Consider the following 21,748-nt stretch of genomic DNA (forward strand, 5'->3'; position numbering starts at 1 on the left):
CGCGGTATATCCCACGCCCGGCGGCAATCCAACCGTGGGTTACATGTACATTCCGCCGTTGACCTTCAGGACCTCGCCGGTGATGTAGGACGCGGCGTCCCCCGCCAGGAAGAGCACGGCACCGGCGACCTCCTCCGGATTGCCCAGCCGCCCCAGGGGGATGCCCTCCAGCATCTTCTGGCGCATCTCGTCATTGATCTGATGCGTCATGTCCGTCCCGATGAAGCCGGGGGACACGGCGTTGACGCGGATGTTCCGGCTGGACAGCTCGCGCGCCACGGACTTGGTCAGGCCGATGAGCCCCGCCTTGGACGCCGAGTAGGCCGCCTGACCGCCGTTGCCCATCTCCCCCACCACGGAGGTGATGTTGATGATGGCGCCGCCCTTCTGCTTCATCATGGGCCGGCTGACGGCGCGGATGAGCGAGAAGGCGCCCTTGAGGTTGGTGTCCAGCTGCTTGTCCCAGTCCTCGTCCTTCACCCGCATCACCAGGCCGTCCACCGCGACGCCCGCGTTGTTGACGAGCACGTCCAGCCGGCCGTGGCCCTTGACGATGCCGTCCACGGCGCTGGCGCAGGCGGCGCTGTCGGACACGTCGAAGCGGATGGCCTCCGCCTTGGCGCCCTCCGCCTGGAGCAGGGCCACCGTCTCCTGGGCCGCCGCCTCGTTGCCCGCATAGCTGATGACCACGGTGGAGGCCCCCGCCTTGGCGAAGGCCACCGCGCACGCCCGGCCGATGCCGCGCGAGCCACCCGTCACGAGCACGACCTTGTCCTTGAAGCCGCTCATGGTGCCACCCCCAGTGCCGCGAGCGCCTTGTCCAGGCTCGCGGAGTCCTCGACGTTGAACAGCTCGATGTCCTTGGTGATGCGCTTGACCAGGCCCACCAGCACCTTGCCCGGCCCCAGCTCGATGATGCGGGTGACGCCTTCGGCCTTCAGCGCCTCCACGCACTCAATCCAGCGCACCGGCGAGCTCACCTGCTCCAGGAGCAGCGGCACCACGCGGGACGCGTCCGCGTTGGGACGGGCCTCCACGTTGGTCACCACCGGCACGGACGGCGCGGACACCTGGATGCCGCCCAGCACCTCCGCCAGCCGGGGCTGCACCGGCGCCATCAGCGCGCAGTGGAAGGGGGCGGACACCGGCAGGGGCATCACGCGCTTGGCGCCGGCCTCCTTGCACTTCACCCCGGCGCGCTCCACGGCCGCCGCGTCACCGGCGATGACCGTCTGCTCGGGTGAGTTGTAGTTCGCCGGCGACACCACCTGCCCCTCGGCCGCCGCGTCACAGGCCGCCTTCACCTTCTCCGGAACCAGGCCCAGCACCGCGGCCATGGCGCCCACGCCCGCGGGCACCGCCTCCTGCATGAAGGTGCCGCGCGCGCGCACCGCCCGGACCGCGTCGCCCAGGTCCATGGCGCCCGCCGCCACCAGCGCCGAGTACTCGCCCAGCGAGTGCCCCGCCACGAAGGACGGCGCCGGTCCCCGCTTCGCGAACACCGCGTGCGCCGCCAGCGACACCGTGAGGATGGCCGGCTGGGTGTTGGCCGTGAGCTTCAGCGCCTCGTCCGGGCCCTCGAAACAGAGGGTGGAGAGCTTCTCCCCCAGGGCGGCGTCGACCGCGTCGAACACGGCCCGGGCCTCGGGGAACTTCTCATACAGGTCCTTGCCCATCCCCACGGCCTGGCTGCCTTGCCCGGGGAACACGAACGCGACCTTCGACATGCGGACTCTGCCTCCTCTTCAGCGGCCGGGGCCGCAGGCTGGACGCCCTGTTGCCGTACCTGACCAGGTTGAGCCAGCAATTTCCGCGAGGCGCCCCGCCACCAACCCGAGGCGGCCTGCACGCTCCGGGCGAAGGCTCTAATCGGAAACGCCCGCGTCTGTCGCTCTTTTTCCCTTCGGATGGGTCGGAAGCCACGCCGCCGCGCGCCCGATGCAACGCGTCAACTCCGCCTGCACGCCCCCCTCCGCCATGGCCAGCGCCGCGCCCAGCGCGTTGAAGAGGGCCCGGGGCGTGGAGCGCCCATGCGCGACGATGCCCACCCCCTGGATGCCCAGCAGGGGCGCCCCGCCGTACTCGGCGTAGTCCACCACCCGGCGAAGCCCGGCCAGCGCGGGCTGGAGCAGCATCGCCCCCACCTTCTCCGCCAGCCCGCCGCGCCGCTCGATGGCCTGACGCAGCATGCCAATGACGCCCATGCCCACGCCCTCGGATGTCTTCAGGACGACGTTTCCGGTGAACCCGTCCGTCACCACCACCTGCACCTCGCCGGAGAAGAGGTCCTTGCCCTCCACGTAACCCACGAAGTCCAGATCCGAGCGCCGCAGCAGCCCACTGACCTCCCGGGTGAGCGGCGTCCCTTTGGAGGACTCCTCTCCATTGGAGAGCACGGCCACCCGGGGCCGGGCCACGCCCATGCGCGCGCGCACGTAGGCCTCTCCCATGACGGCGAACTGGGCCAGGTGCGACGGCTTGCAGTCCACGTTGGCGCCCGCATCCAGGAGCAGGCACCGGCCGCCGCCCTTGAGCGCGGGGAAGAGCGCGGCGATGGCGGGACGCTCCACACCCGGCAGCCGTCCCAGCGTGAGCAGGCCCCCGGCCATGACGGCGCCGGAGTTGCCCGCCGAGACAAGCGCCTCCGCCTGGCCGTCCCGCACCAGCTCGAAGCCCACCCGAAGGGAGGAGTCCCGCTTGCGGCGGAAGGCGGTCGAGGCGTGCTCGTCCATCTCCACGACTTCAGAGGCGTGGTGGACCTGGAGGTTGGTTGGAGGCCGCAGCCTGCCCAGCAGGGGCGCCACCTTCGCCTCGTCCCCCACCAGGAGCACCTGGTGACCGGGGTGGGCCCGCGCGAAGAGCACCCCACCCTCCACGGGGGCGGCGGGCGCGTGATCGCCGCCCATGGCATCCAGCACCAGCCTCATCCCCACCCTCTCCTTGCCCGCCAGGCGCCCCGGCGGCTGTCGGTGTCGGTATCCCACCCGCCGGGGGGCGGGCGGCGCGCAGCACAGCAGGAACCCTGGAGGGGGGCAACGACTGGCTGATGCGCCCTGGGGCACTTCCGGAAGAATGGCGCCCGCGCCATGGGCGTTGTCACCGGGCACCGTCCGGGATAGACGGTGCCCGGGAGATAACGGGCCCTCCCGCGTTGCCACATTGACTCGGGGGCTTCGAGCCGCTAGGGTCCGCCGCCTTCCGAAGCCGGACATGGAGTACGGGAGCCTTCGGCGACCGCCCCAGACCGGTTTCGAGCAGAGAGTGTTGCGCACGGAGCCGGGGACCCCGGCACAGCGCGAAAGACATTGGACTCAACCGGTCCGGACCGGCGCGAACGCTCCGGGTCGGCGTCGAATATAGAGGTGAGCCGTGGGTGTCCCCAAGAAGCGTACTTCGAAGATGCGTCGTGACCGCCGTCGTGCGGCCAACAACAACCTGCGGAGCGCCGTGCAGGTGACCAAGTGCCCGAACTGCAAGGAGCCGGTGATGCCTCACCGCGCCTGCACGTCCTGTGGCCAGTACAAGGGCCGTGAAGTGGTGGCTCAGGCCCAGGCCTGACACACAGTCACATACAGCGCCCTTCCCGGGCGCTGCGAAACACGACGGGCCGCGTCTCCATCCAATGGAGGCCGCGGCCCTTGTCGTTCCAGGGCCCCCTCTCACGAGGCGGCCCTGCCCTCCAGGCTCACTTCAGTTGTTGAGCTTGATGTTCTTCAGCGGCGCCAGCCGCGGATCCACCGGCCGGGTGTCACAGGTGCAGGCGACGTCGTTGCGGTTCGCGCCGCACTGCGAGCACAGGCCCTTGCAGTCGTCCCGGCACACGGCGTTCATCGGCAGGGCCAGCAGGAGCTGCTCCCGGACGATGGGATCCAGGTTGATGGTCTTCCCGTCGAAGAGCTCCTGATCCGCGTCGTCCAGCTCGAAGGAGCCGCCAGACTCCCCCTGGCTGCGCTCCTTCTTCTCCATGGCCTTCTCGTCGTCGTCCTTGAAGTCGTCGCCCCGAGCCAGGGACTCCGGCACCAGGTTGAGCGTGAACTCCACGGGGACCTTCATGGCCACGTCGGCGAGGCAGCGCTTGCAGGGGCTGGTGACGTCCACCGTGAAGCGCCCCTCCAGCAGCACGCCGCCGCTCAGCTTGCGCAGCGACGCCTTCAACGTCGCCGGGGCCGTGGCTCGGAATCCGGTATCCTCGCCGGAGGCAGCGCCTCCCAGCGTCTCACCGAGCAGCTCGAGATTGACGGGCTCCTCGAGCTTCAGCCCTGCGTCCTTGATTTGATCAACCTTTACGAGCATTTACGCTACTTCCAGGCCAAAAGGGGCGCGCAACATAGAGGGTGGCCCCTCCAGCGTCAACACGCCCTCGTGCAACACCGCCACGAAGATGTCACCGCGCCGTCACCCCCGACGGGCCGGCCTTCGTGGATTCTCTCGATAACGTTTTGATAGGTTCGAATCGATGCACGCACATGGCTGGCGGTTGCGCGGGTGGGCCCTCATCCTGGTGCTGGGCCTGGGTGCCCGACTGGGCTGGAGCCGGCCCCTCTTCCCTGAGCCTGTTCTCTCGCAGCTCGGCCCGGCCAGCCCGGCCATCACCGAGGCCCGCGAACAGTTCGACCAGGGCGAATTCGAAGACGCACGTCGCACCCTCCTGGAAGGCCTGGATGCGCCGGACCTGACGGATGATCAGCTGGTGGAGATGTACCGCCTGCTGGGCCTCACGGCCCTCTACCTGGGAGACGAGCCCCAGGCGCGCGACGCCTACGAGAAGCTGCTCCAGGCCCGGCCGGACTACGAGCTCCCCCGCAGCTCCCCGCCCAAGCTGCGCGCCCTCTACGCGCGCATCCGCGAGGACATCAAGAGCCGGCGCGTCCGCCCTGTCACCCTGGACGTGGACCCCATCCCTGATCCACCGGGTGGCGAGCCCGTCGTCGTGGAGGCCGCCATCCAGGACCTGGCGCTGGGCGCCCGCGCGCGCCTCTTCTACCGGCGCGCCGGAGACGAGGCCTACAGCTCGGTGGACTTCGCGCGTGAGCGAGGCCCCGACGGCCGCCCCCTCGAGCGCTACCGCGCGGTGTTGCCGGCCTACGAGGTGCCCACCGAGGCCGAGGCCTACGAGATGGAGTACTACTTCGAGGTCGCGGACGCGGCGCAGCGCCGGCTCGCGGGCCGGGGAGACTCCTTCCAGCCGCTCATCTTCCAGGTGGCGCCCCGGGCCGTGCGCGCCGGCGCCGCCGCCGACCCGTCCTCCCGTCCCTGGTACAAGAGCCCCTGGCTCTGGGTGGGCGTGGGCGCGGTGGCCATTGGCGCCACCGCCGGCATCGTCGCGCTGACCTCCGGCGAAGAGCGGGGCCGCGTTCCCATCACCATCCGCGTGGAGCCCCCCGCCCCATGAGCCTGCGCCTCCTGTCCCCGCTGTTGCTGCTCGGCCTTCTTGGCGCGTGCGGCCCTGACGCCGAGCCCGCGGGCCGCTTTCCGCTCGCCCTGACGATGGAGCGCGCGGTGGCCAACGACGTCCAGGCCCTGCAGGTGGCCGTGGTGTCGCGGGGCTCCAGCCGCAGTTGCACCGAGATTCAGCGCACGTGCCTGGGCACCCAGGTGCGGCGTGACGACCTGGTGGTGCTGAAGGACGCCCAGGGGCGCGAGGGCAGGGCCCTCCGCTTCCCCGTGGACCTGGCGACCCTCCAGTCGGGAGGAAGCCTGGAGCTGGCGGTGGACGTGCCGGTGGGCCGAGATTACGCGCTCGTCATCGAGGCGATCACCACGGGGACCCCGCCCGGCTTCCTGGGGAGTTCGTGCAACTACCTCCGTGAGGTCAACGCGGGCGACAACGCCCCGGTGATTGCCGCGCCCCTGACGCTGACCGGTGGAGATTGCAATCCGTCCATCGCGCCCTGAGCGCGGAGGGACTCGAGAGGGCTTCATGTCGCGCATCCTGATTATCGAGGACGAGCAGGACCTGGCGGGTCTCGTCGACTACAACCTGCGGGCCGCGGGCTTCGAGACGGAGACGGCCAGCACCGGCGCGAGCGGGCTCGCCAAGGCGCGCGCGCATCCGCCAGACCTGGTGCTGCTGGACCTGATGCTGCCGGACGTGGCGGGCAGCGAGGTGCTGCGCATGCTCAAGACGGACACCGAGCTGCGCAAGGCGTCCGTCATCATCGTCAGCGCGAAGGGCCAGGAGTCCGACCGGGTGCAGGGCCTGGAGCTGGGCGCGGACGACTACGTGGTGAAGCCCTTCTCCGTCCGCGAGCTCCTCCTGCGCGTCAAGGCCGTGCTGCGCCGCGCGGACGCGGAGGACGGGCCCTCCGCGGTGCTCGCCTCCGGCGACATCAGCCTGGACACCACCCGCCACCAGGTGCGCGTGAAGGGCGAGGAAGTGCTCCTCACCGCGCTGGAGTTCCGCCTGCTGCGCACGCTGCTGGAGCGCTCGGACCGGGTGCAGACGCGCGAGGTGCTGCTGTCGGACGTCTGGGGCATCCAGGCGGAGATCCACACCCGCACCGTGGACACGCACATCAAGCGGCTGCGCGAGAAGCTGGGCCCCGCCGGGGACATCATCGAGACGGTGCGCGGCGTGGGCTACAAGCTCAGCCCTCCGTGAGGCCGCCCCGCCCATGCCCCTGCGCGCCACACTCCTTCCGCTCCTGCTGCCCGCCGTCGTCGTCGCGACGCTCGTCGCCCTCCTCGACGGACCGAAGGAGGTCTTTGCCGCGGCGCTCGTCGCGCTCGCCGGCTCCCTCATGTCCCTGGGCGTGAGCCGCGGAACGCTGCAGCGGCAGCTCGACCTGCTGGCCCGCCACACCCGGGAGCGCGCCGAGGGCGGCCCCCCCGCCCCACCGAGCGTCCCTGAGCGGTTGGACGAGGTGGCCGGGCTCGAAGGCGCCATCGACTCGCTGCACACCCAGCTGTCCGCGCGCAACGCGGCGCTCACCCAGGAGGCGCGCACCCTCACCGCCGTGCTGGACGGCATGACGGAGGGCGTCTGGGTGACGGACGCAGAGGGCACGGTGGTGCGCCACAACGACGCGCTCCGCCCCCTGCTGGCGTCCACGAGCAGCCCGCTCACCGGCCAGCGCCCCCTGGCCCTCATCCGGAACGAGGCGCTGCACGACGCCGTGATGCGCGCCTGCCGGGAGAGCGCATCCAGCCACCTGGAGCTCACGCTGGACGGCCACTTCCCGCGCACGCTCTCCATCCGGGTGACGCCGCTGGCCAAGGATTTGCCGGGCAGCGCCGCCGTCTTCCACGACGTCACCGAGCTGCGCCGGCTGGAGAAGGTGCGCAAGGACTTCGTGGCCAACGTGTCGCACGAGCTGCGCACGCCCATCACCGCCATCCGCGGCTACGCGGAGACGCTCCAGGGCGGCGCCCTCAATGACCCCGTCATGGCGCCGAAGATGGTGGAAATCATCCACCGCCAGTCCGAACGCCTGTCTGAACTGGTGGAGGACCTGCTGGAGCTGTCCCGCCTGGAGTCGCGCGAGGCGAGCCTGAAGCTCGCCCGCGTCACCCTGGCCGACGCCGCCGCGCGCGCCGCCGACACCGTGCGCCCCAAGGCCGAGGGCAAGGGACAGGCGGTTTCACTCCACGTCCCTCCAGGTCTACTCGCGGTGGGGGACCCCCGGGCCGTGGAGCAGGTGCTGCTCAACCTGCTGGACAACGCGGTGAAGTACACGCCCGCGGGTGGGCGGGTGGATGTTTACGGTGCGTGCGAGCAAGGCCGCTGCGTGGTGCGGGTGAAGGACACGGGGGTGGGCATCGAGCCCAAGCACCAGTCGCGCATCTTCGAGCGCTTCTACCGGGTGGACAAGGGCCGCAGCCGGGACATGGGCGGTACCGGACTGGGGCTCGCCATCGTCAAGCACCTGCTCCAGGCCATGGACGGCGAGGTCAAGGTGGAGAGCGAACCCAACGCGGGGAGCACCTTCACCATTTTTCTGCCCCTGGCGGCTTCATCGAGCGCGGCGACAGGGTAGGATGGAGTGACCATGCGGGTCGCCATCCTCGCGGACATCCACGGCAATCTTCCTGCCTGCGAGGCCGTCCTCGAGGACATCGCCCGCTCTGTGGCCCCCGACTACATCGTCGCGGCCGGAGACCTGGCGCTGCGGGGCGCCCATCCCCGGGAGACGGTGGACCTGCTCTTCGACCGGTGTGACTCCGTCCTGATGGGCAACACCGACTGCTACCTGGCGGGCAACTACCTGGGCGGCGCCTACCGGGAGAAGGACCACTGGAAGACGGAGCTGCTGCGCTGGACGCGGGACCAGCTGGGCGGCGCGCTGCTGGAGAAGCTGGGCGCCCTGCCCTTCTCCGTGCGCTACACGCCGCGCAAGGGACAGGACCTCTTCGTCTGCCACGCCAACCCGCGCAACCTCGAGGAGTCGCTGGACCCCACGCTGGATGACGTCGCGGTGCGCCGCTTCTTCAGCCACCTGGACGCGGCGGCCTGCGCCTTCGGGCACCTGCACTTCCCCTACCGCCGCCGCGTGGGCCGCATGCTCATCGCGGACGTGGCCAGCGCGGGCATCCCCCGGGACGGAGACCTGCGCCCCGCCTACGGCGTCTTCACCTTCACGCCCAAGGGGTGGCGGGTGCAGATTCGCCGGGTGCGCTACCCGGTGCGCAAGGCCACCCAGGCCCTCACCGCGCGCCGCGTCCCCGGCGGACCGCTCCTGGTCCACAAGCTGGTGGAGGCGCGCTACCGCCACCACAACGCGCTGATGGAGGCCGCGCGGCGCCACTCCGGCCTGCCGCCGCCGGGCCCGGTGCTCCGCCCGCCGCCAGGGGCCACCTCGCGCGCCGCGGCCACGCCCATGGACAGTCGTCCCTCCCCGGAGGTCGACCCCGCCTCGTTGCCCACGGACCTGGACGGAACCGTGACAGGCGCGGCGCCGCTGCCCCTGGACGCGCTCAACGATTTCGAAGGGTAGACGTTGTCGCCAGTCCGTTGCTTGCGCGGGGATGCCCGGGGTGATTCACGGCGCTCACCATGTCTGCACGCGAGCTGCCGCTGCTGTTCATCCGCCACGCCGTCGCGGAGGACTCTCACGTCCTGGGCGATGAGGCGCGCGCCCTCACCCCGGAAGGCCGCGCGGCCTTCCGCCACCACGCACGCAAGCTGGCACGCCTCACGCCACTGCGCGGCATCATCACCAGTCCGCTGGTGCGCGCGGTCCAGACGGCGGAGCTGCTCGCCGAGGCCTTCGGCGTGTCCGGCGTGGAGGTCCACCCCGCCCTGCTGCCCCAGCGCGGCGCGCACAAGCGCATCGTCGACCTGGGCCGCGAGCGCGGCGCGGGCTGGGCCCTGGTGGGCCACAACCCCTCGCTGGAGCGCGCGGCCATTCGCGCCCTGGAGCATGAGCTGCCGGACAAGCTGCGCAAGGGCGCGGCGCTGGCGCTCCATCCCCTGAAGAACGGCGGCTTCACGCTCGCGTGGTGGGCCACGCCGGGCAAGCCCGTGAAGCGCCCCGGCGACCTGCGCTGACGCGCCTCAGTGCGCCGCGCCCAGCAGGAAGGACAGGACGAGCATGGCCAGCACCGTGGCGGTGATTCCCACGTAGAGCCGGTCCTTCTGCTGGCGGAAGATGAGCAGCGACAGGGCCACCCGCATCACCGGCACGGCCATCATCACCAGCAGTCCCGCCATGACGAACGCCTGGCCCCGGGCAGCCAGCGCCCCCGCCACGACGTCCCTCAGGGTGTGCGGCACCGGGTGCGGCGAGGTGAGGCGCAGCAACGCCTCGGACGAGACGAGGTAGTCCGGGTGGCGGAAGAAGGTCACCACGGTGCCCAGCGTCACCAACGCCAGGCTGGCGGCCACGCCGTACCGCAGCAAGTCACTGATGAGCTGCTCCGGATGGAGCAGCGAAGCGTCCTCGCCGTCCTGCACCGCCGCGGTGGCGGCCTCAGGGCTTCGCGGCGCCGGCTTCGGTGCCTCGCTCATGACGCCCACCCCTTGCGCAGCATCTCGAAGGCCACCCACAGCAGCACGCCCACGAAGAGCGCGCGCAGCCACGTGCTGTTCACCCGGGCCATCAGGTGGCGCGAGCCCAGCCACGCGCCCAGCGTGACACCCACGCACACCGGCCCCGCGATGAACGGGTCGATGTTGCCGCGCGCGAAGTAGACGCCCGCGCTGGCTGCCGCCGTCACGCCAATCATGAAGTTGCTGGTGGCCGTGGACACCTTCAGCGGCAGCCGCATGGCCAGGTCCATGGCCGGCACCTTGAGCGCGCCCGAGCCGATGCCCAGCATGCCGCTCACCGTGCCCGCCACGTACATCAGCCCCAATCCCGTCAGTGGCCGCGTGACGCGGTAGGACACCTCACGGCCCTGCGACTCATCCCAGTAGCTGCCGTGCAGGGCCAGCCGGTCCGCCAGCGCGTTCGCGGGCACCGGCGCCTCGGCGCTCGCCCGCATCCGCCGCAGCATCACCAGCGCCGACCACGCCATGACGCCGCCAAAGACGAGGTACACGCCGCGCCCACCCACCAGCCCGGACATGTACGCGCCGCTGAGCGCGCCCGCGGTGGTCGCCAGCTCCAGGAACATGGCCACGCGGGTGTTGGCCATCCGGTCGCGCACGTAGGCCGCCGCCGCGCCGCTGGACGTGGCGATGACGGAGACGATGGACGCCCCCACCGCGTACTGGATGTCCACTTTCAGGAGCAACGTGAGCACGGGAATCAGGATGAGCCCGCCGCCGATACCCAGCAGCGAGCCCAGCAGTCCCGCACCCACGGAAAACCCCAGGACGACGAGCATGAAGAGGAAGGGAGTCATCGAAGCTGCTCCCCATCCTCTCCCCCTCACCGGCCTTTGGCCACCAGGAGAATGGCTCGATTCGAGCCGCTCCCCTGGTTGCCTGCTTCCACCGGGCTACTGCGCGCTGGCCACCACCGCTATGCGCTGAGCACCGTTGCCGTTGGCGAGCGCGCCGGGGGCCTGGGTGTCCGCGCCCAGCTCGCGCAGCAGGGCTTCGCCCACCAGTTCGTCCATGGGGATGAAGCGGCCCAGCAACGGGCGCCAGGCGTGGACCTGCGCGGTGGCGATGTCGAACCACCAGCCGTGCAGCCGCAGGGTGCCCGCGTCGAGACGCTCCTTCACCCACGGATAGGTGGAGATGTGCTCTATCTGCACCAGCACGTTGTTCTGGGACAGGCGATCGTAGTCCGACCGGCCCTCACCCAGCGTCGGGTTCGCATCCATCCGCTGGAGCGCGTCCTTGCCGTGCTCAAGCCAGCCCTTGAGGTTCGGGTTCTCAGGCCCCACGCCCCCGGCGAGGATGGCCTTCATCGCGCCGCAATTCGAGTGGCCGCACACGACGATGTCCTCCACCGGCAGGTTGCGGAGCGAGAACTCCAGCGCGGCCGCCTCGGACTGGTCGCCCGTGGACTGCCCCTTCGAATCCGACGGCGCCACCATGTTGCCGACGTTGCGGACCACGAACAGGTCGCCCGGGTCCGTGGACACGAGCAGGTTGGGAACCACGCGGCTGTCCGCGCAGGCGATGAAGAGACAATCCGGCTTCTGCTCCTGCGCCAGCAACGCGAACTTCTCCCGATAGCTAGAACGGGCGTTGAGCTGAAAGTCCAACAGACCGCGAATGAGCTTCCTCACTGCGCACCTCCAGAGACAAGCGAGTTGTGATTGGGACCGCCAACGGCCACGGGGCTGCTCGGCTTCACCGTGCCCTTGCGGCTCCAGACGTCTTCGAGCGACTCGGCGAACACCGAGCCACCCGTCTTGCGATGCGTGTCACACCAGCTCTCCAGGGCTTCGTGCCCGGAGTGGTCCAGCGTCTGCACCGCCAGGTCCAGCTCCACCTTGGAGCCCGACGGAACCTGCGCCAGCGCGGTGGACAGCTTGGGGACGCCGACGAACGTCAGCGCGCCCGAGATTCGAACCAGATAGGACGCATGCGCCTGCTGGTGCACGTCCACCTTGACGCTGCCCAGGTGCCACAGCAGGCGCAGCACCGCGAACGCCAGGCCCATGCCGATACCGGCCAGCAGGTTGACGCCCACCACGCCGGCCACCGTCACCAGGTACACGGCCAGCTCCCCGCGCTTCTGGAGCTCACGGATGTGGTGCACGTTCACCAGCTTGGCGCCGACGAAGACGAGCAGACCCGCCAGCACGGTGAGGGGGACGAGCCCCGCCACCGAGCCGAGCAACGTGATGAACAGGAGCAGCCACACGCCGTGCAGCGTTCCCGACAGCCGCGTCTTCGCGCCGGCGGTGATGTTGGTGGCGCTGCGGACGATGACGCCGGTGATGGGCAGGCCGCCCGCCAGACCCGAAATCGTGTTCGCCAGGCCCTGGCCGAAGAGCTCGCGGTCCAGGTTCGCACGGGGGCCCGTGTGCATCTTGTCCGTGGCCACCGCGCTCAAGAGCGACTCCGCGCTCGCGACCAGCGCCAGCGACAGCACCGCCGTGCCGAAGGTGACCCAGTCGCCCTTGGGGAAGGTGGGCAGCTGGATGCTGGAGAAGATGTTCTCCGGCAGGTCCACCCGGGCCACGTCGGCACCCATGAAGGTCGCCGCCGCGGTGGCGCTCACCACGGCCACGAGCGGACCGGGGACCTTCTTCAACTTTCCGGGAACGAACTGCCACGCCACCATCACGCCGATGGTCAGCAGGCCCAGCAGCGTCGCGGCGCCATGAAGGTCCGCAATCTGCCCCGGCAGCTCCTTCACGTTCTGCCACGCGCTCGACTGCGGCGCGCCACCCATCACGATGTGGACCTGTCCCAGGACGATGAGGATGCCAATGCCGGCCATCATCCCGTGGATGACGGCGGGAGAGATGGCCAGCGCGCCGCGCGCCACCTTCATCCCGCCGAGAATCATCTGCACCACGCCCGCGACGGCCACCGCCGCGCACGTCATCGCCAGGCCCATCTGCTGGATGAAGCCAAACACCATGACCGCGAGGCCGGCCGCGGGACCGCTCACCTGGAGGGGCACGCCTCCAAAGAGCCCCACCACGATGCCGCCAATCACACCCGCGATGAGCCCGCTGACGATGGGCGCGCCTGAAGCCAGCGCGATTCCCATACACAACGGCAACGCCACCAGGAACACCACCAGGGAAGCAGGCAGGTCCGTGGCCAGCGCCTTCCAGGGGGAAGCAACGCTCTCAGGACTCTTCGAAGTCGACATCACACCTCCACACAAGTCGCCGCGACTGCCGCGTGCGCTGGTTCACGTGGAGGCCCTCCGCAAAGAGCGTGCCGTCCGCCTTTCGACAGGCTCAGAGGGAACGCAAGGTGATTGCGGTCGGGAATATGAAAACGATTTTAAGTCCCGAATCCAGACTTAAAAATCCTTGAGGCCGCCGGCCTCAAGAATCTTGAAGCGCCCTCGCCTACTCCTCCTCGAGCCGGCGGAGGAAGGTGGGATAGGAGAGTCCCAGCACCCGGGCGGCCTCCATCCGGCGCCCATCCAAGCGGGCGAGGACGTGCCGGACGTACAACCGCTCCACATCCTGCAAGGGGCGCGGAGCCCCGGAGACGACGAACGCGTCGGGGTCCACATCGGGCGGGCCGCTGGTGCCCTGCGGCTCCAGGGCGGCGAGCTCCAGCTCGGGTCCGGCCTCCAGCACCAGGGCTCGTTCGAGCACGTTGCGCAGCTCACGGACGTTGCCGGGGAACGGGTAGCGCTCCAGCCGGGCGCGCGCGGCGCTGGAGAAGCTCACGGGCCGGCGCCCCAGCTCGGCGCCCAGCTCCGCCACCAGGGACTGTGCCAAAGGCAACAGGTCCTCGCGGCGCTCGCGCAGCGGCGGAATGTCCACCCGGAAGACGCTCAGGCGGAAGTAGAGGTCCTCGCGGAAGCGGCCCTCGGCCACCTCCTTGGTCAGGTCGCGGTTGGTGGCCGTCACCACGCGCGCGCTGCTGCTCAGCTCGGCGGTGCCCCCCAGGCGGCGGAAGGCGCCCTTGTCCAGGAAGGTGAGCAGCTTCGCCTGGAGCTGCAGCGGCAACTCGCCCACCTCGTCCAGGAAGAGCACGCCGCCCGCGGCCACCTCCACCAGGCCGCGGCGGGCGGTTCGCGCGTCGGTGAAGGCGCCGCGCTCATGGCCGAAGAGTTCACTTTCCACCATGGTGGCGGGCAGCGCGGCGCAGTTGACGTGGACGAACGAGCCCTGCCCGCCTTGCAGCGCGTGCAAGTGGCGCGCAATCACCTCCTTGCCCACGCCTGTCTCGCCCAGCAGTAGCACCGGGCTGCGCGGCGCCTTGGCGATGCGCTCCAGCATCTGCAGCGCGGCGAGCATCTTCGGCGAATGCGGACGCGACAGGCGCCGCCGTCCACCCAGCTCGCTCTCCGCCAGACGCAGCCGCTCCTGGAGCTGCAGGTCCGCGACGGCGCGGCGGGCGCGCAGCACCAGGTCATCCAGCTCCACCGGCTTGGACAGGTAGTCGCGCGCGCCCGCCTGGATGGCCTCCACCGCACTGGCGATGTCGCCGTGCGCCGTCACCATCAACACGGGCGTGTCCGGAAGCTGGGCGCGCAGCTCCGGCAGGAAGTCGATGCCGTCCCCGTCCGGCAGGCGCCGGTCCAACACCACCAGGTCTGGCGCCTCGCGGGACATGGCCCCACGCGCGTCATGGAGTGAATGCGCCAGCGTGACGCGGAAGCCCTCGTGTCGCAGCACGGAGGCCGCCAGCGAGGCGAAGGTCCGGTCGTCATCGACCAGCAACAGATAGGTGCTCATCGGGCCACCTCCAACGGAAGGCGCAGCGTGAAGCGGCTTCCCAGCGGACTCCGGACATAGTTCAGACTGCCACCATGGGCCTCCACGGAGGCACGCGCCATGGGCAGCCCCAGCCCCACGCCCTTGGCCCGCCCGGTGGCGAAAGGTTCCCACAACCTGGGCTCGAGACGCGGATCCACGCCGCCCGCATTGTCCTCCACCACGAGCACGGCGTCATGTTCCTCCCGCGTCAGACGCACGCTCACCCACGGTGCCAACTGCATCCCTGTGTCCTTCGCCACCGCGCCTGCCTCCACCGCGTTGCGCAACACGTTGTCGATGGCGGACACCAGCAGCGCGGCATCCCCCTGGACCCACAGGGACTCCTCCAGGGACGTGGTCAGTGCCACGGCCTCTGACTCCGGCAGCAGCTTCACGCCCTGGAGCGCGTCCTTCACCAGCAGGTGCACCTCGCAGCGGCGGCGCAGCGCTGCACGAGGCGCCCCGAAGGACAGCAGCGAGCGCGCCAGATGACTCAGGCGCTCCACCTGCGAGCGCAGCGCGCCCACGGGCAGCTCGCTGCCCGCGGGGGTATGCCGGAGCACGGACAGCGCGGCCTGGATGCCGTTGAGGGCGTTCTTCACCTCATGCGCGATGAGCGAGGCCGCGGTCCCCAGCGCGGCCATGGTCTCCTGGCGTCGCAGCCGCTCCTCGGCCGCCAGCAGCGAACGGTAGGAGTGCCGCAGCAGGAGGATGAAGATGATGAGCGTGCTGCTCAGCAGGGCGATGTGGAACGCCAGCTGCCGCAGGAAGCGCGCCCGGAGGCCCGCGGTGGCCGTCTCCTCCTCCAGGACGACCAACAGCAGGTCGCTCTTCCCCACCCACGCGCCCGCGCCCATCATGTGCATGTCATCCAACGTCAGCGGCCCCGGCAAGTTCGCCAGCGCGCGCAGCCGCCCCGTGATGTCCCCGGCGCCCAGCTTGAACCCCACAGGCATCAGGACCTGACCGTGGTCATCCATCAGCACCAGTGACGTCTGCGCGGTGGGCCGCGTGGGCAGCGCGCTGGCGCGGAGCTCTCCCAGCAGCACGCCCTTGAAGCGGCCGTCCTGGAACATGGGGACGGCGACCACGATGGGCCCCCCCTCCCCTTCCAGCAGGTCGATTTCCGGCTGGCGGCCCTCCACCATCCGGCGGAACCAGGGCCGCTGCGTCAGCGGTGAGCGCCCCAGCGGCATGTCCGGAGGGTCGCTCCAGACGCGCTCGCCCTCGGGCGTCAGCAGGGCCACGCCCTCCGAGAAGAGGGACGAATGGTAGAAGGCGCTCTCCAGCAGGGCCAGCTCCGCCGGGGAGGCGCCGTCCTCGGGGGACAGCGCGGGGTGCCCGGCCACGCGGGCCAGCTCCGCCTCCAACAGCCCCAGGTGGACGCCCAGCGCCTCCGACTGCACCTGCGCCTGGTTGAGCAGCCGGCTCAGCAGCTCCTCGCGCGCGTTGCGCACGTCCTCCACGTAGCCCAGCACGGGGCTCGTCAGCGCCACCAGCCCCACCAGCCCCAGACCGACGAGCGCGGAGCGCCCCCCGCGCCGCTGCGCGTGGGCCAGCTCGCCCGGCGTGGGGGTCAGCGTCGGGAGTGGAGGCGGGGTTGGCGGCAGGTGGGCGGAAGTCATGACAGAGCTCCCTGGGGTTTACCCCGGCGCGGAAGCACCTTCACGCGCAATCAGGCCACCTGGCTGGGGACCCGCCCGCTGGAGGGCCGGCCATCGTCCCGGGGCGCCCGCTCCCGCGCGTGTTCCCGTCATGACGAAGTTGTTGCACATGCGTCACACGTTCGGAAAAGGGGGCGCGCAGAGTGGCGGCCCGCCATGCCCCATGTCCTCATCATCGACGACGAACGCGACCTCGCGGAGCTCATTGATTTCAACCTGCGGGGTTCCGGCCTCACCACGCACGTGTCCCATACTGGCGAAGAAGCGCTGGTGGCCGCGCGCGAGCAGAACCCCGACCTCGTGCTGCTGGACCTGATGCTGCCGGACATGTCCGGCATCGATGTCTGCCGGCAGCTACGGGCCAGCCCTCAGTCCCGGGGCGTCCTCATCGTCATGCTCACCGCCAAGGGCGAGGAGTCCGACCGCATCCGCGGCTTCGAGGTGGGCGCGGACGACTACGTGGTGAAGCCCTTCAGCGTGCGGGAGCTGGTGCTGCGACTGAAGGCCATCCTCCGCCGCGGCGCCCCCACGGCTGGCAGCACGGCGCCACTGGCGCTGGGGCCCCTTCGCCTGGACGTGGCGTCCCACCGCTTCTTCGTGGAGGAGCGCGAGGTGGCCCTCACCGCGCTGGAGTTCCGGCTCCTGGAGCACCTGCTCGCCCGCCTGGGCCGGGTGCAGACACGTGAACAGTTGCTGGAAGAGGTGTGGGGCCTGTCATCCTCCCTGGAGACGCGCACCATCGACACCCACGTCATGCGCCTGCGCGACAAGCTGGGCCCGGCGCGCGCGCTGCTGGAGACGGTCCGCGGTGTCGGCTACCGGATGCTGGACCCAGCCGCGGGCTGAGCGACGTGACGGTGATGTCACGTGGCGGACGCGAAACGGACACCCACGTCACGTAGAAGCGCGGCGTCTTCGCGCAAGCCTCACACAGCGTCCAGATTCCAATTCACATCCTCCAGCCACGAGAAGTCCCCCATGAAATCGCTCCTCAAGCTCCTGCTCGCGGTGTTCCTCCTGGCGCTCCCCGCCGCTGCCCAGGCGGGCACCGTCACCATCAAGGGCTCCGACACCATGGTCATCCTCGGCCAGCGCTGGGCCGAGGCGTTCATGAAGAAGAACCCCAACATCAAGGTCCAGGTCACCGGCGGCGGCTCCGGCGTGGGGCTGGCGGCGCTCCAGAACGGCACCACGGACATCGCCATGTCCAGCCGGGAGATGAAGAAGGCGGAAGCCGACAAGCTCCGCGCGCGCTACAAGGCGCCGCCCGCGCAGCGCTCGGTGGCCAAGGACGGCGTCACCTTCTACGTCCACCAGGGCAACCCCGTGAGCGCGCTCACCACCGAGCAGCTGATGAAGATCTACGTGGGCGACATCACCTCCTGGAAGCAGGTGGGTGGCGCGGACGCGCCCATCGTCGCGTACTCCCGGGAGAACTCCTCCGGCACCTACGTCTTCGTGAAGGACATGGTGCTGGACGGCGAGGACTTCGCGCCCGCCATCCAGACCCTGCCCGGCACCGCCGCGGTGGTGAACGCCGTCTCCAAGGAGAAGAACAGCCTGGGCTACGGCGGCGCCGCATACGCAGAGGGCATCAAGGAGCTGAAGGTGAAGAAGGGCAACGAGGAGATCGCCCCCAGCGCGGACAACATCAAGAGCGGCAAGTACCCGCTGGCGCGCGACCTCTTCTTCTACCTGCGCGCCGAGCCGACCGGCGACATCAAGGCCTTCATCGACTTCGCGCTCTCCCCCGAAGGTCAGGCCATCGTCACCCAGGTCGGCTACTTCCTCGTGAAGTAGCCACGGAGCGTCACACGAATGTCACAAGAGGCGCTGAATCCCTATGGATAGACAGGCGACCATGGAGCAAGGTCTCACGCGGGTCGTGGCCGCGCCGCGCCTGTCCGCGGCGGCGCGGAGGCGTCAACTGCGGGAGAAGGCCGTCGCGGGCTTCATCACCCTGATGGCGTTCACGGGCATCGCCGCGCTCATCCTCATCATCGTCTTCGTGGCCAAGGAGGCGCTGACGCTCTTCACCGACGCGGACGCCCGCCACGAAGCCAGCCTCGCCAAGATGTTCCTGCCGCAGGAGGGCCGCTACCCGTTCCGGTGGCAGCCCGTGTCGGACACGCCCAAGGTCAGCATGATTCCGCTGTTCGTGGGCACGCTGAAAATCACCCTGGTCTCCATGCTGGTGGCGGTGCCCATGGGCGTCTTCAGCGCGCTCTTCGTCGCGGAGTTCGCCCCGCGCCGCCTGCGCGAGCTGCTCAAGCCCATCATCGAACTGCTGGCCGGCATCCCCTCGGTGGTGCTGGGCTTCTTCGCGCTGATGGTGCTGTCCCCCGTGGTGAAGGACCTGTTCCACCTGGACCGGCCGCTCAACGGCACGCTTGCGGGGCTGGCGCTGGCGCTGGCCATCGTCCCGGTCATCTTCACCGTGTCCGAGGACGCGCTCACCGCGGTGCCCCGCAGCTACCGCGAGGCCTCGCTGGCGCTGGGCGCCACGCTCTGGGAGACGGCGTGGAAGGTGGTGCTGCCCGCGGCGGCCCCCGGCATCCTCGCCGCGTGCGTGCTGGGCTTCGGCCGGGCCATTGGCGAGACGATGATTGTCCTCATGGCGTCAGGCAACGCGGACATCGTGTCCTGGAACCTGGGGGACTCGGCGCGCTCGCTGTCGGCCACCATCGCGGCGGAGATGGGTGAAGTGGTGGTGGGCAGCCCGCACTACTCCCTGCTCTTCTTCATCGGCGTGGAGCTGTTCATCTTCACCTTCGTCCTCAACATGGTCGCCTCCACGTGGACGAAGAAGGTCCTCCAGCGGCTGACCGGGAGCGCCTCGTGAAGTACACCACGCGCCGGGCGGTGGGGCTGGGCCTCACCGGACTGACGGCCCTCGCGGCCTTCTTCATCGTGGGCATGCTGGCCCTCATCCTGCTGGACGTCGCGCGCAACGGCGCCCATCACCTCTCCTGGACCTTCCTCACCCAGCCCCCCAGCGACGGCATGATGGGCGGCGGCATCTTCCCCGCCATCTTCGGCACCGCCGCGCTCACGCTCCTGATGACGGTGGCGGTGATGCCGGTGGGTGTGCTCACCGCCGTGTACCTCCACGAGTACGCGCCGCCGGAGTCACGCTTCGCCCGCTGGGTGCGCGTGGCGGTGGTCAACCTCGCGGGCGTGCCCTCCATCGTCTTCGGCCTCTTCGGGCTCGGCTTCTTCATCCTCTTCGTCGGCGGCAACCTGGACCGGATGCTGGGCTACGAGGAGATGCACTGGGCCCAGCCGGGCATCCTCTGGGCCTCGCTGACGCTGGCGGTGCTGACGCTGCCGGTGGTCATCGTCTCCACGGAGGAGGCGCTGCGCGCGGTGCCGCTGGAGCAGCGCACCGCCAGCCTGGCCCTGGGCGCCACCCAGTCACAGACGCTGGCGCGGGTGGTGCTGCCCGGCGCCCTGCCCGGCATCCTCACCGGCGCGGTGCTGGCCATCTCCCGCGGCGCGGGCGAAGTCGCCCCCATCCTCTTCACCGGCGCCGCCTACTTCCTGCCGGACCTGCCCACGCACCTGGACTCCCAGTTCATGCACCTGGGCTACCACACGTATGTCATGGCCACCCAGTCACCGAACGTGACGGAGGCCAGTGGTCCGCTGTATGCGACGGTGCTGGTGCTGCTGGCGCTCACCTTCGCCCTCAACCTCGTCGCGGTCATCATCCGGACGCGCACGCGCCGCAAGGCCGCCAGCGCCCACTGACGGTACGCCTGCCATGTCCCTCCAACCCCAGAATCCCCGAGCGAAGATGGAAGCGCGGGAGCTCACCCTGCGCTACGGCCCCAAGACGGCCATCCACAAGGTGTCCCTGGCCATCCTCGACCGGCGGGTGACGGCGCTCATCGGCCCCTCCGGCTGCGGGAAGTCCACCTTCCTGCGCTCGCTCAACCGGATGAACGACCTCATCTCCGGCACCACGCATTCGGGCACCATCCTGCTGGACGGCATGGACATCCATGACCGCGGCGTGGACGTGGTGGACCTGCGCCGGCGCGTGGGCATGGTCTTCCAGAAGTCCAACCCCTTCCCCAAGAGCATCTTCGAAAACGTGGCCTACGGCCTGCGCGTGGGCGGGATGAAGGACAAGGCGGAGCTGGCCACGCGCGTGGAGAAGTCACTGCGCGGCGCCGCGCTCTGGGACGAGGTGAAGGACCGGCTGGACGAGAGCGCCCTGGGCCTGTCCGGCGGCCAGCAGCAGCGGCTGTGCATCGCCCGGGCGATGGCGGTGGAGCCGGAGGTGCTGCTGATGGACGAGCCCGCCAGCGCGCTGGACCCCATCGCCACCGCGAAAATCGAGGAGCTCATCCACGAGCTCAAGTCGACGTACACCATCGCCATCGTCACCCACAACATGCAGCAGGCCGCGCGCGTCAGCGACCGCACCGCTTTCTTCTACATGGGCGAGCTGGTGGAATGCGGCCCCACCGAGCAGATCTTCACCAACCCGCGAGAGAAGCGCACCGAGGACTACGTCACCGGCAAGTTCGGGTGAGCGGAAGAAAAAGGGGACCGGACACATGCCGTCGACGCATACGGACAAGGCCTTCGAGGCGGACCTCAGGGATTTGCGGGAGAAGCTGCTCGCGATGGGCGCGAAGGTGGAGAACCTCATCGTCCAGAGCATGAAGGCGCTCACCGACCGCGACAGCACCCTGGCCGAGAAGGTCGTCGCCGCCGACAAGGACGTCAACCGGCTGGAGGTGGACATCGACGAGCTGTGCCGGAAGATTCTGGCGCTGCGCCAGCCCGCCGCCAGCGACTTGCGCCTCATCACCACGGCGCTGAAGATCGTCACCGACCTGGAGCGCATCGGCGACCTGGCGGTGAACATCGCCGAGCGCTCCATGGACCTGAATCAGGCCCCCCCGCTGGCGCCCTACGTGGACACGCCACGGCTGGCGGAGCTGGCCCAGCGGCAGGTCCGCATGTCGCTGGACGCCTTCGTCTCCAGCGACGTCGCCAAGGCGGAGGAGGTGCTCCGGGGCGACGATTTGCTCGATGCCCTCTTCCTCAAGATCTTCAACGAGCTCCTCGCCTACATGATGGAGGATTCGCGCAACATCCGCCGCGCCACGGCGCTGATGTTCATCGCGAAGCACCTGGAGCGCATTGGCGACCACGCGATGAACGTGGCGGAGATGGTCGTCTACATGGTGCGCGGCAAGGACATCCGCCACCCGCAGAGCCGCAACCTGGCGGAGTAACCCGCGGGCGCGGGCTTCACCGCCCTGTCACCGCGAATTGCCCGGCCCGCCCCGGGCGCTTCGCGGGGCTGACGTGGAAGGCCTCTAGCGTGGCAA

Annotated in this window: 23 protein-coding genes; 13 read left to right on the forward strand and 10 right to left on the reverse strand. The window is 69.9% G+C overall.

What is annotated here, in order from left to right; translation table 11 throughout:
* Positions 1-39: 39 nt before the first annotated feature.
* The 3 genes from fabG to plsX all read right to left on the reverse strand — a co-directional run bounded on the left by fabG (position 40) and on the right by plsX (position 2,927).
* The gene (fabG, locus tag BLU09_RS35180; RefSeq protein ID WP_011554757.1) at positions 40-789 is read right to left on the reverse strand and encodes a 3-oxoacyl-[acyl-carrier-protein] reductase; all 750 of its coding nucleotides are present in this window, start codon (positions 787-789) and stop codon (positions 40-42) included.
* Entirely contained in the window at positions 786-1,727 is a 942-nt protein-coding gene (fabD, locus tag BLU09_RS35185; RefSeq protein WP_090495524.1) for an ACP S-malonyltransferase, read from the reverse strand. Before fabD ends, fabG begins: the two co-directional genes overlap by 4 nt.
* A 138-nt stretch (positions 1,728-1,865) precedes the next feature.
* A complete protein-coding gene (gene plsX, locus BLU09_RS35190) occupies positions 1,866-2,927 on the reverse strand; it encodes a phosphate acyltransferase PlsX (RefSeq protein WP_090495525.1) in 1,062 nt (353 codons plus the stop codon).
* 442 nt (positions 2,928-3,369) lie between these two features.
* Between plsX and rpmF the strand changes: the two genes are divergently transcribed.
* A complete protein-coding gene (gene rpmF / locus BLU09_RS35195) occupies positions 3,370-3,558 on the forward strand; it encodes a 50S ribosomal protein L32 (RefSeq protein WP_090495526.1) in 189 nt (62 codons plus the stop codon).
* Positions 3,559-3,690: 132 nt separating this feature from the next.
* On the opposite strand, the gene BLU09_RS35200 is transcribed toward rpmF, so the two are convergent.
* Positions 3,691-4,293, reverse strand: coding sequence for a YceD family protein (locus BLU09_RS35200; RefSeq protein WP_090495527.1), 603 nt, complete (start codon positions 4,291-4,293; stop codon positions 3,691-3,693).
* Positions 4,294-4,456: 163 nt separating this feature from the next.
* Here BLU09_RS35200 and BLU09_RS35205 point away from each other — a divergent pair, with 163 nt between their 5' ends.
* From BLU09_RS35205 to BLU09_RS35230, 6 genes are read left to right on the forward strand one after another with little or no spacing between them, the layout of a single operon-like run.
* Positions 4,457-5,392, forward strand: a complete 936-nt coding sequence (locus BLU09_RS35205; RefSeq protein WP_090495528.1) for a tetratricopeptide repeat protein — start codon at positions 4,457-4,459, stop codon at positions 5,390-5,392.
* Positions 5,389-5,895, forward strand: coding sequence for a hypothetical protein (locus tag BLU09_RS35210; protein ID WP_090495529.1), 507 nt, complete (start codon positions 5,389-5,391; stop codon positions 5,893-5,895). The genes BLU09_RS35205 and BLU09_RS35210 overlap by 4 nt, the downstream gene beginning before the upstream one ends.
* A gap of 25 nt (positions 5,896-5,920) precedes the next feature.
* Positions 5,921-6,601, forward strand: a complete 681-nt coding sequence (locus BLU09_RS35215; protein ID WP_090495530.1) for a response regulator — start codon at positions 5,921-5,923, stop codon at positions 6,599-6,601.
* 13 nt (positions 6,602-6,614) lie between these two features.
* On the forward strand, positions 6,615-7,976 hold the full coding sequence (locus tag BLU09_RS35220) for a sensor histidine kinase (RefSeq protein ID WP_090495531.1): 1,362 nt from the start codon (positions 6,615-6,617) through the stop codon (positions 7,974-7,976).
* 12 nt (positions 7,977-7,988) lie between these two features.
* Entirely contained in the window at positions 7,989-8,933 is a 945-nt protein-coding gene (locus BLU09_RS35225) for a metallophosphoesterase family protein (protein WP_090495532.1), read from the forward strand.
* A 59-nt stretch (positions 8,934-8,992) separates the two neighbouring features.
* Complete coding sequence (locus BLU09_RS35230) at positions 8,993-9,487, forward strand: SixA phosphatase family protein (RefSeq protein WP_011554767.1); 495 nt, start codon at positions 8,993-8,995, stop codon at positions 9,485-9,487.
* A 6-nt stretch (positions 9,488-9,493) separates the two neighbouring features.
* Here BLU09_RS35230 and BLU09_RS35235 read toward each other — a convergent pair whose 3' ends face one another.
* The 6 genes from BLU09_RS35235 to BLU09_RS35260 form a co-directional block, all read right to left on the reverse strand.
* Positions 9,494-9,946, reverse strand: a complete 453-nt coding sequence (locus BLU09_RS35235; RefSeq protein ID WP_186817933.1) for a DUF1634 domain-containing protein — start codon at positions 9,944-9,946, stop codon at positions 9,494-9,496.
* Positions 9,943-10,785, reverse strand: a complete 843-nt coding sequence (locus BLU09_RS35240) for a sulfite exporter TauE/SafE family protein (RefSeq protein ID WP_090495534.1) — start codon at positions 10,783-10,785, stop codon at positions 9,943-9,945. Before BLU09_RS35240 ends, BLU09_RS35235 begins: the two co-directional genes overlap by 4 nt.
* Positions 10,786-10,881: 96 nt before the next feature.
* Positions 10,882-11,622 (reverse strand): carbonic anhydrase, encoded by a 741-nt coding sequence (locus BLU09_RS35245; RefSeq protein ID WP_090495535.1) that lies wholly within the window; start codon positions 11,620-11,622, stop codon positions 10,882-10,884.
* Positions 11,619-13,166 (reverse strand): SulP family inorganic anion transporter, encoded by a 1,548-nt coding sequence (locus BLU09_RS35250; RefSeq protein ID WP_090495536.1) that lies wholly within the window; start codon positions 13,164-13,166, stop codon positions 11,619-11,621. Before BLU09_RS35250 ends, BLU09_RS35245 begins: the two co-directional genes overlap by 4 nt.
* 205 nt (positions 13,167-13,371) lie before the next feature.
* Complete coding sequence (locus BLU09_RS35255; protein ID WP_090495537.1) at positions 13,372-14,715, reverse strand: sigma-54-dependent transcriptional regulator; 1,344 nt, start codon at positions 14,713-14,715, stop codon at positions 13,372-13,374.
* A complete protein-coding gene (locus BLU09_RS35260) occupies positions 14,712-16,361 on the reverse strand; it encodes a sensor histidine kinase (RefSeq protein WP_090495538.1) in 1,650 nt (549 codons plus the stop codon). Before BLU09_RS35260 ends, BLU09_RS35255 begins: the two co-directional genes overlap by 4 nt.
* A 195-nt stretch (positions 16,362-16,556) precedes the next feature.
* Between BLU09_RS35260 and BLU09_RS35265 the strand changes: the two genes are divergently transcribed.
* From BLU09_RS35265 to phoU, 6 genes are all read left to right on the forward strand, one after another.
* Positions 16,557-17,246 (forward strand): response regulator, encoded by a 690-nt coding sequence (locus tag BLU09_RS35265; RefSeq protein ID WP_090495539.1) that lies wholly within the window; start codon positions 16,557-16,559, stop codon positions 17,244-17,246.
* 132 nt (positions 17,247-17,378) lie between these two features.
* Positions 17,379-18,200 carry a phosphate ABC transporter substrate-binding protein gene (locus BLU09_RS35270; protein ID WP_090495540.1) on the forward strand — a complete coding sequence of 274 codons (822 nt, stop codon included), beginning with the start codon at positions 17,379-17,381 and terminating at the stop codon, positions 18,198-18,200.
* A 61-nt stretch (positions 18,201-18,261) separates the two neighbouring features.
* A complete protein-coding gene (pstC, locus tag BLU09_RS35275) occupies positions 18,262-19,242 on the forward strand; it encodes a phosphate ABC transporter permease subunit PstC (RefSeq protein ID WP_244172302.1) in 981 nt (326 codons plus the stop codon).
* Positions 19,239-20,150 carry a phosphate ABC transporter permease PstA gene (gene pstA / locus BLU09_RS35280; protein WP_090495542.1) on the forward strand — a complete coding sequence of 304 codons (912 nt, stop codon included), beginning with the start codon at positions 19,239-19,241 and terminating at the stop codon, positions 20,148-20,150. The genes pstC and pstA overlap by 4 nt, the downstream gene beginning before the upstream one ends.
* 46 nt (positions 20,151-20,196) lie before the next feature.
* A complete protein-coding gene (gene pstB, locus BLU09_RS35285) occupies positions 20,197-20,940 on the forward strand; it encodes a phosphate ABC transporter ATP-binding protein PstB (protein WP_222595301.1) in 744 nt (247 codons plus the stop codon).
* Positions 20,941-20,965: 25 nt separating this feature from the next.
* Positions 20,966-21,652, forward strand: a complete 687-nt coding sequence (gene phoU, locus BLU09_RS35290) for a phosphate signaling complex protein PhoU (RefSeq protein ID WP_090495544.1) — start codon at positions 20,966-20,968, stop codon at positions 21,650-21,652.
* Positions 21,653-21,748 lie beyond the last annotated feature (96 nt).

Source organism: Myxococcus virescens (assembly GCF_900101905.1).
Classification (GTDB): domain Bacteria; phylum Myxococcota; class Myxococcia; order Myxococcales; family Myxococcaceae; genus Myxococcus; species Myxococcus virescens.

Bases quoted from the DNA above. Each gene is read 5' to 3' on its own strand.
- fabG (WP_011554757.1), bottom strand. From the start codon at position 789: ATGAGCGGCTTCAAGGACAAGGTCGTGCTCGTGACGGGTGGCTCGCGC.
- fabD (WP_090495524.1), bottom strand. From the start codon at position 1,727: ATGTCGAAGGTCGCGTTCGTGTTCCCCGGGCAAGGCAGCCAGGCCGTG.
- plsX (WP_090495525.1), bottom strand. From the start codon at position 2,927: ATGAGGCTGGTGCTGGATGCCATGGGCGGCGATCACGCGCCCGCCGCC.
- BLU09_RS35200 (WP_090495527.1), bottom strand. From the start codon at position 4,293: ATGCTCGTAAAGGTTGATCAAATCAAGGACGCAGGGCTGAAGCTCGAG.
- BLU09_RS35205 (WP_090495528.1), top strand. From the start codon at position 4,457: ATGCACGCACATGGCTGGCGGTTGCGCGGGTGGGCCCTCATCCTGGTG.
- BLU09_RS35210 (WP_090495529.1), top strand. From the start codon at position 5,389: ATGAGCCTGCGCCTCCTGTCCCCGCTGTTGCTGCTCGGCCTTCTTGGC.
- BLU09_RS35215 (WP_090495530.1), top strand. From the start codon at position 5,921: ATGTCGCGCATCCTGATTATCGAGGACGAGCAGGACCTGGCGGGTCTC.
- BLU09_RS35220 (WP_090495531.1), top strand. From the start codon at position 6,615: ATGCCCCTGCGCGCCACACTCCTTCCGCTCCTGCTGCCCGCCGTCGTC.
- BLU09_RS35225 (WP_090495532.1), top strand. From the start codon at position 7,989: ATGCGGGTCGCCATCCTCGCGGACATCCACGGCAATCTTCCTGCCTGC.
- BLU09_RS35230 (WP_011554767.1), top strand. From the start codon at position 8,993: ATGTCTGCACGCGAGCTGCCGCTGCTGTTCATCCGCCACGCCGTCGCG.
- BLU09_RS35235 (WP_186817933.1), bottom strand. From the start codon at position 9,946: ATGAGCGAGGCACCGAAGCCGGCGCCGCGAAGCCCTGAGGCCGCCACC.
- BLU09_RS35240 (WP_090495534.1), bottom strand. From the start codon at position 10,785: ATGACTCCCTTCCTCTTCATGCTCGTCGTCCTGGGGTTTTCCGTGGGT.
- BLU09_RS35250 (WP_090495536.1), bottom strand. From the start codon at position 13,166: ATGTCGACTTCGAAGAGTCCTGAGAGCGTTGCTTCCCCCTGGAAGGCG.
- BLU09_RS35255 (WP_090495537.1), bottom strand. From the start codon at position 14,715: ATGAGCACCTATCTGTTGCTGGTCGATGACGACCGGACCTTCGCCTCG.
- BLU09_RS35260 (WP_090495538.1), bottom strand. From the start codon at position 16,361: ATGACTTCCGCCCACCTGCCGCCAACCCCGCCTCCACTCCCGACGCTG.
- BLU09_RS35265 (WP_090495539.1), top strand. From the start codon at position 16,557: ATGCCCCATGTCCTCATCATCGACGACGAACGCGACCTCGCGGAGCTC.
- BLU09_RS35270 (WP_090495540.1), top strand. From the start codon at position 17,379: ATGAAATCGCTCCTCAAGCTCCTGCTCGCGGTGTTCCTCCTGGCGCTC.
- pstC (WP_244172302.1), top strand. From the start codon at position 18,262: ATGGAGCAAGGTCTCACGCGGGTCGTGGCCGCGCCGCGCCTGTCCGCG.
- pstB (WP_222595301.1), top strand. From the start codon at position 20,197: ATGGAAGCGCGGGAGCTCACCCTGCGCTACGGCCCCAAGACGGCCATC.
- phoU (WP_090495544.1), top strand. From the start codon at position 20,966: ATGCCGTCGACGCATACGGACAAGGCCTTCGAGGCGGACCTCAGGGAT.